This window comes from Xanthobacter dioxanivorans (assembly GCF_016807805.1).
In the GTDB taxonomy this organism is placed as follows: Bacteria; Pseudomonadota; Alphaproteobacteria; order Rhizobiales; family Xanthobacteraceae; genus Xanthobacter; species Xanthobacter dioxanivorans.
In genome coordinates, this window is the sequence record NZ_CP063362.1 from 4177909 (window position 1) to 4191237 (window position 13329).

The 13329-nt window shown below is 69.0% G+C and carries 16 protein-coding genes; 14 read left to right on the plus strand and 2 right to left on the minus strand.

All coding sequences use genetic code 11. The features are described from left to right. The first annotated feature begins 151 nt into the window (after positions 1–151). The 12 genes from urtC to ureG all read left to right on the plus strand — a co-directional run bounded on the left by urtC (position 152) and on the right by ureG (position 9754). Positions 152–1279: an urea ABC transporter permease subunit UrtC gene (gene urtC, locus EZH22_RS19480; RefSeq protein WP_203192126.1), complete on the plus strand. Its 1128-nt coding sequence runs from the start codon at positions 152–154 to the stop codon at positions 1277–1279. Between the two features lie 86 nt (positions 1280–1365). Further along, entirely contained in the window at positions 1366–2151 is a 786-nt protein-coding gene (gene urtD / locus EZH22_RS19485; RefSeq protein ID WP_203196639.1) for an urea ABC transporter ATP-binding protein UrtD, read from the plus strand. Positions 2152–2328: 177 nt separating this feature from the next. Next, a complete protein-coding gene (gene urtE, locus EZH22_RS19490) occupies positions 2329–3024 on the plus strand; it encodes an urea ABC transporter ATP-binding subunit UrtE (protein WP_203192127.1) in 696 nt (231 codons plus the stop codon). Continuing rightward, positions 2990–3841, plus strand: a complete 852-nt coding sequence (locus EZH22_RS19495; RefSeq protein ID WP_231711051.1) for an urease accessory protein UreD — start codon at positions 2990–2992, stop codon at positions 3839–3841. Before urtE ends, EZH22_RS19495 begins: the two co-directional genes overlap by 35 nt. A gap of 13 nt (positions 3842–3854) precedes the next feature. Then, the gene (locus tag EZH22_RS19500) at positions 3855–4073 is read left to right on the plus strand and encodes a hypothetical protein (protein WP_203192128.1); all 219 of its coding nucleotides are present in this window, start codon (positions 3855–3857) and stop codon (positions 4071–4073) included. A 55-nt stretch (positions 4074–4128) separates the two neighbouring features. After that, on the plus strand, positions 4129–4749 hold the full coding sequence (locus EZH22_RS19505) for an urease subunit gamma (RefSeq protein ID WP_203192129.1): 621 nt from the start codon (positions 4129–4131) through the stop codon (positions 4747–4749). A gap of 1 nt (position 4750) precedes the next feature. Next, positions 4751–5107, plus strand: a complete 357-nt coding sequence (locus EZH22_RS19510) for a GFA family protein (RefSeq protein WP_203192130.1) — start codon at positions 4751–4753, stop codon at positions 5105–5107. An 11-nt stretch (positions 5108–5118) separates the two neighbouring features. Next, entirely contained in the window at positions 5119–6831 is a 1713-nt protein-coding gene (gene ureC, locus EZH22_RS19515; RefSeq protein WP_203192131.1) for an urease subunit alpha, read from the plus strand. A 94-nt stretch (positions 6832–6925) separates the two neighbouring features. Next, entirely contained in the window at positions 6926–7483 is a 558-nt protein-coding gene (locus EZH22_RS19520) for a Dps family protein (protein WP_203192132.1), read from the plus strand. A 66-nt stretch (positions 7484–7549) separates the two neighbouring features. After that, positions 7550–8233 (plus strand): urease accessory protein UreE, encoded by a 684-nt coding sequence (locus tag EZH22_RS19525; RefSeq protein ID WP_203192133.1) that lies wholly within the window; start codon positions 7550–7552, stop codon positions 8231–8233. Positions 8234–8462: 229 nt separating this feature from the next. Continuing rightward, entirely contained in the window at positions 8463–9134 is a 672-nt protein-coding gene (locus EZH22_RS19530) for an urease accessory protein UreF (RefSeq protein WP_231711052.1), read from the plus strand. Continuing rightward, positions 9131–9754: an urease accessory protein UreG gene (ureG, locus tag EZH22_RS19535; RefSeq protein WP_203192135.1), complete on the plus strand. Its 624-nt coding sequence runs from the start codon at positions 9131–9133 to the stop codon at positions 9752–9754. The genes EZH22_RS19530 and ureG overlap by 4 nt, the downstream gene beginning before the upstream one ends. A gap of 96 nt (positions 9755–9850) precedes the next feature. Here ureG and EZH22_RS19540 read toward each other — a convergent pair whose 3' ends face one another. Continuing rightward, the gene (locus EZH22_RS19540; protein WP_203192136.1) at positions 9851–10366 is read right to left on the minus strand and encodes a hypothetical protein; all 516 of its coding nucleotides are present in this window, start codon (positions 10364–10366) and stop codon (positions 9851–9853) included. Positions 10367–10473: 107 nt separating this feature from the next. Further along, positions 10474–11025, minus strand: a complete 552-nt coding sequence (locus EZH22_RS19545) for a hypothetical protein (protein WP_203192137.1) — start codon at positions 11023–11025, stop codon at positions 10474–10476. 262 nt (positions 11026–11287) lie between these two features. Between EZH22_RS19545 and EZH22_RS19550 the strand changes: the two genes are divergently transcribed. Together EZH22_RS19550 and EZH22_RS19555 are read left to right on the plus strand one after the other, a co-directional pair. Next, the gene (locus EZH22_RS19550) at positions 11288–12007 is read left to right on the plus strand and encodes a TlyA family RNA methyltransferase (protein ID WP_231711053.1); all 720 of its coding nucleotides are present in this window, start codon (positions 11288–11290) and stop codon (positions 12005–12007) included. Then, positions 12004–13227: a class I SAM-dependent RNA methyltransferase gene (locus EZH22_RS19555; RefSeq protein ID WP_231711054.1), complete on the plus strand. Its 1224-nt coding sequence runs from the start codon at positions 12004–12006 to the stop codon at positions 13225–13227. Before EZH22_RS19550 ends, EZH22_RS19555 begins: the two co-directional genes overlap by 4 nt. Positions 13228–13329: the final 102 nt, after the last annotated feature.

The following is a 13329-nucleotide window of genomic DNA, read 5'->3' on the forward strand; positions in this document are numbered from 1 at the left end:
CGGGTGAGGGGGCTGGTGCGGCTTGCCGCTGCTTGCAGGACAACGGAGCCACCTGCCACCCCTCACCCAAGCTCTCTCCCGCACGGGGAGAGGGGGCTCTCCGCTCCCGGTCGTTTCGCCCGTCTGTCGCCGCATCGAGGAGCCTTGCCGCATGAACCGCCCCGGCATCATCGACCGCACCGGCGCTATCTTCCTCATCGTCGTTCTGGCCGCAGCGGTGCTCATTCCCGCGTCCAACCTGCTGCTGCCGCCCGGCAATCCTCTGCACGTGCCGGACTACATGATCCCGCTGCTCGGCAAGTACCTCGCCTACGCGCTGCTCGCCGTCGCGGTGGACCTGGTGTGGGGGTATTGCGGCGTGCTGTCGCTGGGCCACGGCGCCTTCTTCGCGCTGGGTGGCTACGCCATGGGCATGTATCTCATGCGCCAGATCGGCCCGCGCGGCGTCTACGGCAACCCGGTGCTGCCCGACTTCATGGTGTTCCTGAACTATAAGGAGCTGCCGTGGTTCTGGCAGGGCTTCGACATCTTCCCCTTCGCCATGCTCATGGTGGTGCTGGTGCCGGGGGCTCTGGCCTTCGTGTTCGGCTGGTTCGCTTTTCGCTCGCGGGTGACGGGCGTCTACCTCTCCATCATCACCCAGGCGATGACGTTCGCCCTCATGCTCGCCTTCTTCCGCAATGACATGGGCTTCGGCGGCAATAACGGCCTGACCGACTTCAAGGACATCCTCGGATTTCCCATCTCGGCGCCGTCCACCCGCCTCGTGCTGTTCGTGGCGTCGGCGCTGGCGCTGGCGGCGGGGTACCTGCTGTGCCGGGCGCTGGTCACCTCCAAATATGGCAAGGTGCTGGTGGCTGTGCGCGACACCGAGAGCCGCACCCGGTTCCTTGGCTACCGGGTGGAGAACTACAAGCTGGTCGCCTGGGTGCTCTCGGCCATGCTGGCCGGCGTCGCCGGCGCGCTCTACGTGCCGCAGGTGGGCATCATCAACCCATCCGAGTTCGCTCCCGCCCAGTCCATCGAGATGGTGATCTGGGTGGCGGTGGGCGGGCGCGGCACGCTGGTGGGCGCGGCGCTGGGGGCGCTCATCGTCAATGCGGGCAAGACCTGGTTCACCGGCGTGTTTCCGGAGGCCTGGCTGTTCGGCCTCGGAGCCCTGTTCGTGCTGGTGACGCTGTTCCTGCCCAAGGGCGTGCTGGGGCTCGCCTCCAGCATCTCCGAACGATGGAAGGCGCGGCGGACCGCCCCGACGCCCAGCCCCGAGCCGGCGGAGTGAGCGCCATGAGCTTCGAAACCAGCCAGATGCAATCCTCCGAGCCCTATGTGGTGAAGTCCCACGGCGCCCTCGCGCTGGAAGCGGAGATGCGGGAGGTGGCGGCGGCCAGCGCCGCGCCCAATCCCAGGGCGCTGACGTCGGCGCTGCTCTATCTCGACAACATCACCGTCTCCTTCGACGGCTTCCGCGCTCTCAACGCGCTCTCCCTCGTCATCGGCGAGGCGGAGATGCGGGCCATCATCGGTCCCAATGGCGCCGGCAAGACCACCATGATGGACGTGATCACCGGCAAGACCCGCCCCAACCAGGGGGTCGCCCTGTTCGCCGGGACGCAGGACCTCACCAGCCTCGACGAGGCGGCCATCGCCCAGCTCGGCATCGGCCGCAAGTTCCAGACGCCCACCGTCTTCGACATGCACACGGTGGAGGACAACGTCCTGCTCGCCCTGAAGGAGGACCGGCGGCCCTTCTCCAACATCTACTGGCGCCGCACGCCCCACGAGCGCGAGCGCATCGACGAGCTGCTGGAGCGGGTGCGGCTGAAGGACAGCCGCTTCCGCCGCGCCGGCGACCTCAGCCACGGCCAGAAGCAGTGGCTGGAGATCGGCATGCTGCTGGCGCAGGAACCGCGCCTGCTGCTGGTGGACGAGCCCGCCGCCGGCATGACCGACCAGGAGACGGCCGACACGGCGGTCCTCCTGCGCGAGATCGCCCAGACGCGCTCGGTGGTGGTGGTGGAGCATGACATGCAGTTCGTCCGCGACCTCGACGTGAAGGTCACGGTGCTGCACGAAGGTTCCGTGCTCGCCGAAGGCCCGCTCGACCAGGTGAGCGCCGACGAGCGCGTCATCGAAGTGTATCTGGGGAGGTGAGGGATGGCTTGTCGCTCTGAAGCCCCCTCTCCCCTTGCGGGAGAGGGATGGGGTGAGGGTTTGCCGCCGTCGGCACCCATCTGCCGAGTGAATGGAACCTGCCCGCCCCCCTCACCCCCAACCCCTCTCCCGCAAGGGGAGAGGGGAGCGCCACCGGCTCGCGCTCGGAGCATCCCCATGCTGAAGGTTGAGAACCTCGACCTCTATTACGGCGCCGCCCACACCTTGAAGAAGGTGTCGGTGGAGGCGCACGCGGGCAAGGTCACCTGCGTGCTCGGCCGCAACGGCGTGGGCAAGACCTCGCTGCTGCGGGCCATCGTCGGCCAGCGGCCCATCGCTGGCGGCTCGATCACGCTGGAAGGCAAGGAGATCTCCCGCCTCTCGACCCCCGACCGCGCCGCCCTCGGCATCGGCTTCGTGCCCCAGGGGCGCGAGGTGTTCCCGCTTTTGTCGGTGAAGGAGAACCTGGAGACCGGCTACGCGCGCCTCGCCGGCAAGGACAAGTTCGTGCCACAGGAGGTGTTCGACCTCTTCCCGGTGCTGAACTCCATGCTGCGACGGCGGGGCGGCGACCTGTCCGGCGGACAGCAGCAGCAGCTCGCCATCGGCCGGGCGCTGGTGACCCGCCCGCGCCTTTTGGTGCTCGACGAGCCCACGGAGGGCATCCAGCCCTCCATCATCAAGGACATCGGCCGCGCCATCTCCTATCTGCGGGACAAGGGAGATATGGCCATCATCCTGGTGGAGCAGTATTTCGAATTCGCGCGTGATCTCGCCGACAGCTTCATCCTGATGGACCGAGGCGAGGTGGTGGCGAGCGGCGACAGGAGCGGGCTTGATGGCGACGATGTCCGCCGCCTCATGGCGATCTGACGGGACGCCGGCCGCGCCGGTCCGTCAGCGCAGCGAAGGCCGGGTCCGCATCGCCGCCGCGCGCTTCGGTGCCTTAACCCGGGTCGCCGACCTCGCGGAGGGCGGAGCCTTGCGCCTGCGCGTGCCGCGGGGCGGGCCGGGGCTGGAAGCCGTCATCGTCAACACCGCCGGGGGGGTGTGCTGCGGCGACCGCTTCAGCATCACGGCGGATACGGCTGCCGGCGCGCACCTCACCGTCTCCACCCCGGCGGCGGAGAAGGTCTATCGATCGGACGGCCCGCTGGCGGAGATCGCGGTGCGGTTGTCCGTTCAGGACGGGGGCCTGCTGGAATGGTTGCCGCAGGAAACCATCCTGTTCGACCGGGCCCGTCTGAAGCGCCGTTACGAGGTGGATGTCGCACCGGATGCCACCTTCCTGTCGTTCGAGGCGCTCATGCTCGGCCGCCTCGCCCATGGCGACACGATGGGGGAGGGGCATATCGAGGACCACTGGCGCATCCGCCGCGGCGGCGCCCTCGTGTTCGCCGACGCCTTCCGGCTCGAAGGCCCCATCGGCACGCTTCTGGAGCGGCCGGCCGTGGCGGCGGGCGCGCGGGCGATGGCGACGCTCCTCTACATCGCGCCCGACGCCGAGGCGCGGCTCGAGGAGGTGCGCGCCCTGCTCGAATCCGTGCCCAGCGAGGCCGGCGCCAGCGCCTGGAACGGGATTCTCGCCGTGCGCTGGCTCTGCCCCGACATCGGGACGTTGCGCCGCGCGGCGACCTCGTTTCTGATGGCCTTCCGGAAGGCACCCTTGCCCCGCGTGTGGGCCACCTGATGGGAGAGGCGAGATGCAGCAATTCGACCGGTGGCGCATCTATTACGATGTGGACAACAAGGCGGGCTTCATCGACCTCTTGGGCGTGGGGGCGCCTCCGGCGGCGGCGCCATTCCGGATCGGACCCCTGCCAGCCGAGGAATTTACTGCCTTCTGCTGTGTGCTGAGCGCGGCGCGCGCCGCAGGAGGGAACGTGACGTGGGATTCCGCGAACCGGGGCGTCTTTTTCTGAGCATGCCCCTGCTGCCCACGTGTGAAGCGATGCCAAGGCTTGAAGGACCCACGAGATGATTCTCACGCCGCGCGAGAAGGACAAGCTCTTCATCGCCATGGCCGCGGAGGTGGCGCGCAAGCGCCTTGCCCGCGGCGTGAAGCTGAACCACCCCGAGGCGGTCGCGCTCATCACCGATTTCGTGGTGGAAGGCGCCCGCGACGGGCGGACGGTGGCGGAGCTGATGGAGGCGGGCGCCAAGGTCATCACCTCCGACCAGGTGATGGAGGGCATCGCCGAGATGATCCACGACATCCAGGTGGAGGCGACCTTTCCGGACGGCACCAAGCTCGTCACCGTGCACCACCCCATCCGGGGGGCGCCGTCCGACCTGGTTCCCGGCGAGCTGGTGCCGCAGGAAGGCGACATCCATTTCAACGCGGGCGCGGAGCGGGTGCGCGTCAGCGTGGCCAATACCGGCGACCGGCCGATCCAGGTGGGCAGCCACTACCATTTCTTCGAGACCAACCCGGCCCTCGCCTTCGAGCGGGAGAAGACCCGCGGCATGCGCCTCGACATCGCCCCCGGCACGGCGGTGCGCTTCGAGCCCGGCGCCACGCGGGAGGTCACGCTGGTGCCCTTCGGCGGCAAGCGGGAGGTCTACGGGTTCCGGGGCGCGGTGGCGGGGAAGCTCTGAAATGACGGTCCGGCACTATCTGGGCGGCTGCCAGTGCGGCAGCGTCCGCTACGAGGTGGATGTGGATCTCGACCACACGGTCAGCTGCAACTGCTCCCGCTGCGGCAGGCTGGGCAGCATCTTCGCCTTCGCTCCCGCCGGTGCCTTCAGTCTGCGGGCCGGGGAGGGGAAGACCACCGAATACCTGTTCAACACGGGCAAGATCCGGCACCTGTTCTGCTCCACCTGCGGCATCGAATCCTTTGCCAGAGGCACGGCGCCCGACGGCGCCGAAATGGTGGCGATCAACGCCCGCTGCCTCGATGGCGTGGACGTGAAGACGCTGACCCCCACCGAGTACGACGGCGCGAGCAAGTAAGGAACCGTCCCATGTCCTCGTCCAAGATGCCCCGCGCCGCCTATGCCCACATGTTCGGCCCCACCGTGGGCGACAAGGTGCGGCTTGCCGACACCTCGCTGTTCATCGAGATCGAGAAAGATTTCACCACCTATGGCGAGGAGGTGAAGTTCGGCGGCGGCAAGGTGATTCGCGACGGCATGGGCCAGTCGCAGGTGGCCAACGCCGACGGGGCGGTCGACACCGTCATCACCAATGCCGTGGTGCTCGACCACTGGGGTGTGGTGAAGGCCGACGTGGGGTTGAAGAACGGGCGCATCGTCCGCCTCGGCAAGGCGGGCAATCCGGATGTGCAGTCGGACGTCGACATCATCATCGGCCCGGGCACGGAAGTGATCGCCGGGGAGGGAAAGATCCTCACCGCCGGCGGCTTCGACAGCCACATTCACTTCATCTGCCCGCAGCAGATCGAGGAGGCGCTGGCCTCGGGCGTCACCACCATGCTGGGCGGCGGCACGGGGCCGGCCACAGGCACCTTCGCCACCACCTGCACACCGGGGCCGTGGCACATCGCCCGGATGATCGAGGCGGCGGATTCCTTCCCCATGAACCTCGCCTTCGCCGGCAAGGGCAATGCCTCCCTGCCTGCGGCGCTGGAGGAAATGGTGCTGGCCGGCGCCTGCGCGCTCAAGCTCCATGAGGACTGGGGGACGACGCCGTCCGCCATCGACTGTTGCCTGTCGGTGGCTGACGCGCTCGACGTGCAGGTGATGATCCACACGGACACGCTCAACGAGTCGGGCTTCGTGGAGGACACCATCGCCGCCTTCAAGGGCCGCACCATCCATGCCTTCCACACCGAGGGGGCGGGCGGCGGACATGCGCCGGACATCATCAAGGTGGCGGGGCTGGCGAACGTCCTGCCCTCCTCCACCAATCCGACCCGGCCCTATACCCGCAACACCATCGACGAGCATCTCGACATGCTCATGGTGTGCCACCATCTCGATCCGGAGATCGCCGAGGACCTCGCCTTCGCCGAGAGCCGCATCCGCAAGGAAACCATCGCGGCCGAGGACATCCTGCACGACCTCGGCGCCCTCTCCATGATGAGTTCGGACAGCCAGGCCATGGGGCGGGTGGGCGAGGTGATCATCCGCACCTGGCAGACGGCGGACAAGATGAAGCGCCAGCGCGGCAAGCTGCCGGGCGAGACCGACAGCGACAACCTGCGCGCCCGCCGCTACATAGCCAAATACACCATCAATCCCGCCATCGCCCACGGCATGTCGAGGCACATCGGCTCGGTGGAGCCGGGCAAGCTCGCCGACCTTGTTTTGTGGACACCGGCCTTCTTCGGCGTGAAGCCGGATCTCGTCATCAAGGGCGGGGCCATCGCCATGGCGCAGATGGGCGATCCCAACGCCTCCATCCCCACGCCCCAGCCGGTGCATTACCGGCCCATGTTCGGTGCCTATGGCCGGGCCCGCACCCACACCTCGCTCACCTTCGTCTCGAAGGCGGCGGTGGAGGACGGGCTGGCGTCCCGCCTCGGCATCCAGAAGGAGCTGGTGGCGGTGGAGAACACCCGCTCGGGGATCTCCAAGAAGAGCATGATCAACAACGACGCCACGCCCCATATCGAGGTGGACCCCGAGACCTACGACGTGCGGGCGGATGGCGAGCTGCTGGTCTGCGAGCCGGCCGAGGTTCTGCCCATGGCGCAAAGGTATTTTCTGTTCTGAGCACCCGGCGCGAAAGACGTCGCGCGGCCGGAACCTTTGCCATGGCTCCTTGCTTCTAGCGGGTGTTGCAACTCGCCGATTGAGGAGCCAGCCCATGTCGAACGTGCGTTCATTGTCCAAGAAGACGGCCAAGCCTTCTGCTGTTGCCGCGACTGCGGCACTCGCCACCCCCACCGATCTCGATCACCTGAAGGCGCAGAAGGTGGCCGACGCCCTGAACCGCGTGCTTGCCGACACCTTCGTGCTCTATCTGAAGACCAAGAATTTCCACTGGCACGTCAGCGGCAAGCACTTCCGCGACTATCACCTGCTGCTGGACGAGCAGGCCTCCGCCATCGAGGAAACCATCGACCCGCTGGCCGAGCGCGTGCGCAAGATCGGCTGCCAGACGGTGCATTCCTACGGCGAGATCCTGAAGCTCACCGGCCTCAAGGAGAACAACGCGGCCTATGTCGCGCCGGAAGCCATGTTCACGGAGCTGATCGCCGACAACAAGGCGGCCATCAAGTCCATGCGGGCCGCCCATGAAGTGGCCGACGATGCGGAGGACATTGCCACGGCCAGCCTGCTGGAAGAATATGTGGACGAGGCCGAAAAGCGCCTGTGGTTCCTGTTCGAGACCAACCAGAATCGACAGGACAGCGCCACCTGAGCGCAAGCCGGCCCTGAGCCTCGTTTCGGGCCGGGCGGTGTTCGGGGGCGCTTATGGAGTGAAGGCATGATCCGCGCCACCGCCGTCGTCCGCCGTCCCGCCGTCCGCGCCGAGAAGGTGGCGGACGAGATCACCCTCGATCACCTCGCCCGCCACCGCCGCCGCTTCGCCATGACCGGCGATGGCGGTACTGCGTTCCTGCTCGATCTCGACAAGGCGACGGTGCTCGACGATGGCGACGCGGTGAAGCTGGAGGACGGCCGGCTCGTCCGCATCAAGGCGGCGCCGGAGGAGCTGGTGGAGGTCACCACCGTCAATCCGCTCCGGCTCATGAAGGTGGCCTGGCATCTCGGCAACCGGCACGTGCCGGCCGAGATCACGGAGAGCGCGGTCTATTTCGTGGACGACCACGTGCTGACCGAGATGGTGCGCGGCCTCGGCGCGGCAGTGACGAAGGTGGTGCGGCCGTTCCGGCCCGAGAAGGGGGCCTACGAGGCGGCGGAGGCCCATGGCGGACACGGCCACGACGCCCATGACCATGCGCACGAGCATTCCGGGCATGAGCATTCCGCGCACGAGCACCACGACCATTCCCACGCGCATCACGAGCACGGTGCAGATTGCGCCTGCGGCCACGATCACGGTCACCACGATCATGGTCACCACGATCACGTAGAGGCGAAACCCGCCCACTCGGAGCATGGGCATGTCCATGGCCCTGGCTGCGGGCACGATCACAAGCATGGCTGAACGGGGCATGCCGGCCGCGCCACCTGCGCCAGTCCGTGAACGGTGCGAGATGCCCCCCTCCCGGTTCTCCCCGGCAGGGAACGAGGGCTCGGTGGTCGGTGCCGGCGGCGGCGACGCATCATCACCTTCTGGCGATAGTGGATCACCCTGCGGGGATGCGTCACCTCCGCCCGCGCTGGAAACGAGCGGGGAGGGGGAAGCGCCCTCCGCCCGGAAGGAGGCCGGGTCGGTGTCGCTCCTGCCGCTCTTCGCCTGGCTCTCCCCCGCATTTCCGGTGGGCGCCTACGCCTATTCCCACACCCTCGAATGGGCGGTCGCGGCCGGTGACGTGACGGACGAGAAAAGCCTCGCGGCCTTCCTCGCCGACCTGCTGACGCAGGGCTTCGTCCGCTCGGATGGCATCCTCCTGGCCCATGCGCACAGGGCGGCCGTCGCGGGCGATTGCGCGGCTCTCGCCGAGGTCAACGCCCTTGCCGTCGCCCTCGCGCCCTCCGCCGAGCTGAGGCTGGAGACGTGCCAGCAGGGCCGCTCCTTTCTGGATGCCGTGCGCGCGGCATGGCCGGGCCCAGCCCTGGACGGCATCGTCGCACCGCTCACCGGCGAAGTGGCTTATCCCGTCGCCGTCGGCCTTGCCGCGGGCGCCCACGGCCTGCCGCTCGGCGCGACGCTCGAAGCGTTCCTGCTCGCCACCGTGCAGAACCTCGTCTCCGCCGCGGTGCGGCTGGCGCCCATCGGGCAGACGGCGGGCACGCGCGTGGTGGCCGGCCGTGCCGCCTCCATTGGCGCGCTCGCCGCGGACATCCCCGCGCTCACCCTCGACGATATCGGCAGCGCCACTTTCCGCGCCGATCTCGGCAGCTTCCGCCACGAAACCCAATATACGAGGCTGTTCCGCTCATGAGTTCCGGCAAATCTCCGCTCCGCGTCGGCGTCGGCGGCCCCGTGGGGTCTGGCAAGACTGCGCTCATGGAGGCGTTGTGCAAGGCCTTCCGCGCGCGCTACGACATCTGCGCCATCACCAACGACATCTACACGAAGGAGGACGCCCGGCTTCTCACCGTGGCCGGGGCCCTGCCGCCGGAGCGCATCCTGGGCGTGGAGACGGGCGGCTGCCCGCACACCGCCATCCGCGAGGATGCCTCCATCAATCTGCGGGCGGTGGCGGACATGCAGGCCCGCTTCCCCAACCTCGATCTCGTGCTGATCGAATCCGGCGGCGACAATCTCGCCGCGACCTTCTCGCCGGAGCTGGCGGACATCACCATTTACGTGATCGACGTGGCGGGCGGCGAGAAGATCCCGCGCAAGGGAGGACCCGGCATCACAAGGTCCGACCTGCTGGTGGTGAACAAGACCGACCTTGCCCCCATGGTGGGCGCCGACCTCTCGGTCATGGAGGCGGACACCATTCGCATGCGCGCCGGGCGGCCCTACGTCTTCGCCTCCATCCGCAACGGCGTGGGGGTGGACGTGGTGGCCCGCTTCATCGAGCAGGCAGGGGGCCTCTCGGCCGCCGCGTGAGGACTGCGGGGCGGCGGCGGCGCATTCCGCGGCCGATCCGGAGCGGCCGCGGGTCGGGTCATGGAATCAGGTCTTGTGAGATCAGGTCTTGTGAGATCACGTCTTGGGACCGGCCTTCGGCTCGCTGCCCGGCTCGGCCTTGGGCGCCGGCTTCGCCTTGCAGGCGGCCTCGAACTTGGCGACCAGGGGGCCGACACCCGAGAGGGAAATGGCGCGCTTGGCGCCCTTCACCTCGATCGTCAAGGTGCCGCCTGCCTTGGCGAAAGCCTTGAGGTCGGCCATCTGGGCGGGCGCCTCCACGTCCACCTGCTCGCCCTCCTCCCCTGCGACGCCCTTGCCGACGAGGCTCTTCTTGGTGGCGCCGACGGTGAGGACCAGGGCCGTGCTGGCGCCGCGCTCGATGCCCTTGGAGCCGATCATGGACTGCACCGTGAGCCCGGGCGTGCCCGGCTTGCACAGGAAGAAGATGGCGCCATCGTCGCTGTCCGGCACGCCGAAGACGAGGGCGGTCGTCTCCTCGCCTTCCTGCAGGTGCCAGGTCATCTTCTGCTGGGCGGCCGCTGGTCCGGCGAGCGCGAGAAGGGTGCAGAGGGCAAGAGCGGGACGAAGCATGGGTGTGGGTCCAGTTTTTGCGGCGGCGGATCATACCGGCTGCGCAGCAAAGGGGAAGCCGTGCCGTAAGCTTCTGACTTTGCGATGAAATCTATGGCGCGCGGGAATCATCGGCCGATGAGGCAGGCGCGGCGGAAGTCCGGAAGCTTGGCCTTGGCGCCAGCCAGGGGGTAGCTGTCGCTGGCGCCGGGCATCTTCACGACCAGGGTTTCGCCCTCGGAAAAAAGGTCGAGCACCCGCCCCTCCAGAGAAACGGCCGCCTCCACGACCACGCGCCCATCCGCCGCGCCGCGGAAGGCCGAGGCGGCGAGCTCCAGCCGGCGCTTGCCGGCGGCGAGCGACAGGGCGACGCCATCGCCAGCCTTCACCTTGCCCGAGGCGACCTCCACCGTGAACTGGATGAGCTGGGCGCCCGGCTGGCAGGCGACGGCGAACACCGGATCGGCGGCGCGGGGCAGGCCGAAGCGCAGCACGATCGTATCCTCGCCTCTGGCGAGGACCCAGACGCGCGGATCCGCCTTCTCGCCCTTGGTCTCCTTCTTGGCATCCTTCTTGGGCTCTTGCGCCGTCCCCTTGCTGCTCTTGGGCGCGGCAAGGACAGGGGTCGCGATGAGCGCCGCGATCGCGACGAGCACTTTCGTGAGCAGCCATGCCCGCATGGATTCTCGGTCCTCGCCCGTGCACGATCCCAAGGAATGCCGTGCCCCGAAGACGCGCATGCGTCCCGGTGCCTTCAATCACCCCATAGACGAGTGATGTTTGCGTCCCCCGACGCCATCGCATATCACGGCGTCCCGCCCGCCGCGACAACACGCGCGGGAAATGTGTTGAAACCCCGCGGCCCAATTCACCATGCCCGAGCTTCCTGAACGCGGCGCCCACTCCCCGGCCGAGTCGCCTCGCGCGGGGGCATCGGGGCGGGTGCGCATCGATCGCCTGCTGGTGGAGCTTGGGTTGTTCGAGAGCCGTGCCCGCGCCCAGGCGGCCATCGCGGCGGGGCTCGTGCGCGCCGACGGGGTAGTGGTGGCGAAGCCCTCGGCCGAGGTGAACCCCGCCGCCTCGATCAGCGCGGAAGATGTTCACGACTTCGTGTCCCGCGGCGCGTTGAAGCTCGCCGCCGGTCTCGATGCGTTCGGCATCGATCCCCGCGGCCTCGTCGCCCTGGACGTGGGCGCATCCACCGGCGGCTTTACCGAGGTGCTGCTGCGGCGGGGCGCGCGGCGCATCCATGCGGTGGATGTGGGGCGCGCCCAGCTCCATCCCCGCCTCGCCGCCCGGCCGGAGGTGCAACTGATGGAGGGCACGGACATCCGCACCCTGGAACGCGCCGCCATCCCCGAGCCGGTGGATCTCGTGGTGGTGGACGTGAGCTTCATCTCGCTGGCGCTCGTGCTGCCGCCGGCGCTCGCCTTTGCCGCCCCGCGGGCGAGCCTGGTGGCGCTGGTGAAACCGCAGTTCGAGGCAGGCCGCGCCGCCGTGCGCAAGGGCGTGGTCCGCGACGCGGCGGTGCACGAGGCGGTCTGCGCCCGGGTAGAAGGCGAGATCGCGGCCCTCGGCTGGCGGGTCCTCGGCCGGGTTCCCTCACCCATCGAGGGGGGAGACGGCAACCGTGAATTCCTCGTCGGGGCGGCAAGGCCGTGACCGAGATCACCATCGATCGCATGGGCGCGCAGGGCGACGGCCTCGCCCAGGGGCCCGCCGGACCGCTGTTCGCGCCCTACACCCTGTCGGGCGAAGAGGTGCGCGGGCACATCGAGAAGGACCGCTTCGTCGTGGACGAGGTGCTGCGGTCGAGCCCGGAGCGCGCCACGCCCTTCTGCCCCCATTTCGGCCATTGCGGCGGCTGCCTGCTCCAGCACTGGCAGATCGCCCCCTATCTCGCCTGGAAGCGCGGCCTCGTGGCGGAAGCGCTCGCCCGCGAGGGTGTCGGGACCGAGGTCCGGCCGATCGTGGATGCCCACGGGGCCGGGCGGCGGCGGGTGATCTTCCACGCCCGGCAATACGGGGCGCGCACCGTGGTGGGCTTCGCCGAGCGGCGCTCCCACGCCATGGTGGAGATCGGCGCCTGTCCGGTGCTGGCGCCGAGCCTTCATGCCGCCCTGCCGGCCGCCCGCGCGGTGGCGCAGGCGCTGGCGCCGCTGAAGAAGCCGCTGGACGTGCAGGTGGTCGCCACCGATACCGGGCTCGACATGGATGTGCGCGGCTCCGGGCCGCTGCCGCCGGCCCTCGTGTGTGAACTCGCCGGGCTCGCCGCGCGCTTCGACCTGGCACGGCTGACCCGCCATGGCGAGCTGCTGCTCCAGCGCACGCCGCCGCGCCTCGCCATGGGCCGGGCCGAGGTGGAACTGCCACCCGCCGCCTTCCTCCAGGCCACGGCCGAGGGCGAGCGTGTGCTGGCGGAGGCGGTGCTCGCCGCGACCGCCGGGGCGAAGCGGGTCGCCGACCTCTTTGCCGGGGCCGGCACGTTCGCGCTGCGGCTCGCCGAGACGGCCCGCGTGTTTGCGGTCGAAAGCCATCAGGGGGCGCTCGCCGCGCTGCTGAAGGCGGCTCGTGCAACCTCCGGCCTGCGCGGCGTGGAGGGGGAGGCCCGCGACCTCTTCCGCCGCCCGCTCATGCCGGCGGAGCTTTCCGCCTTCGATGCGGTGGTGCTCGACCCGCCGCGCCAGGGCGCGGAGGCCCAGGTGGCCGAACTCGCCCGCGCGAAGTTGGCGCGCGTCGTCTATGTGTCCTGCAACGCCGCCACCTTCGCCCGTGACGCGCGCGTCCTCGCCGCCGGCGGCTTCCACCTGCGGCATGTGACGCCGGTGGATCAGTTCCGCTATTCGGCCCATGTGGAACTGGTGGGCGTGCTCGAGCGCTGAGCCGCCGCACCGCAGGGCAATCTCCCCGCAGGGCAATCTCGTCGGGCGAATCTAGTCGGGCGCTGGCAATTGGGTTCTAATGCGGCGCAGCATAGAGGCTGC

Coding starts and splice junctions, on each gene's coding strand:
- urtC (WP_203192126.1), top strand. CDS start 152: ATGAACCGCCCCGGCATCATCGACCGCACCGGCGCTATCTTCCTCATC.
- urtD (WP_203196639.1), top strand. CDS start 1,366: ATGCGGGAGGTGGCGGCGGCCAGCGCCGCGCCCAATCCCAGGGCGCTG.
- urtE (WP_203192127.1), top strand. CDS start 2,329: ATGCTGAAGGTTGAGAACCTCGACCTCTATTACGGCGCCGCCCACACC.
- EZH22_RS19495 (WP_231711051.1), top strand. CDS start 2,990: ATGGCGACGATGTCCGCCGCCTCATGGCGATCTGACGGGACGCCGGCC.
- EZH22_RS19500 (WP_203192128.1), top strand. CDS start 3,855: ATGCAGCAATTCGACCGGTGGCGCATCTATTACGATGTGGACAACAAG.
- EZH22_RS19505 (WP_203192129.1), top strand. CDS start 4,129: ATGATTCTCACGCCGCGCGAGAAGGACAAGCTCTTCATCGCCATGGCC.
- EZH22_RS19510 (WP_203192130.1), top strand. CDS start 4,751: ATGACGGTCCGGCACTATCTGGGCGGCTGCCAGTGCGGCAGCGTCCGC.
- ureC (WP_203192131.1), top strand. CDS start 5,119: ATGTCCTCGTCCAAGATGCCCCGCGCCGCCTATGCCCACATGTTCGGC.
- EZH22_RS19520 (WP_203192132.1), top strand. CDS start 6,926: ATGTCGAACGTGCGTTCATTGTCCAAGAAGACGGCCAAGCCTTCTGCT.
- EZH22_RS19525 (WP_203192133.1), top strand. CDS start 7,550: ATGATCCGCGCCACCGCCGTCGTCCGCCGTCCCGCCGTCCGCGCCGAG.
- ureG (WP_203192135.1), top strand. CDS start 9,131: ATGAGTTCCGGCAAATCTCCGCTCCGCGTCGGCGTCGGCGGCCCCGTG.
- EZH22_RS19540 (WP_203192136.1), bottom strand. CDS start 10,366: ATGCTTCGTCCCGCTCTTGCCCTCTGCACCCTTCTCGCGCTCGCCGGA.
- EZH22_RS19545 (WP_203192137.1), bottom strand. CDS start 11,025: ATGCGGGCATGGCTGCTCACGAAAGTGCTCGTCGCGATCGCGGCGCTC.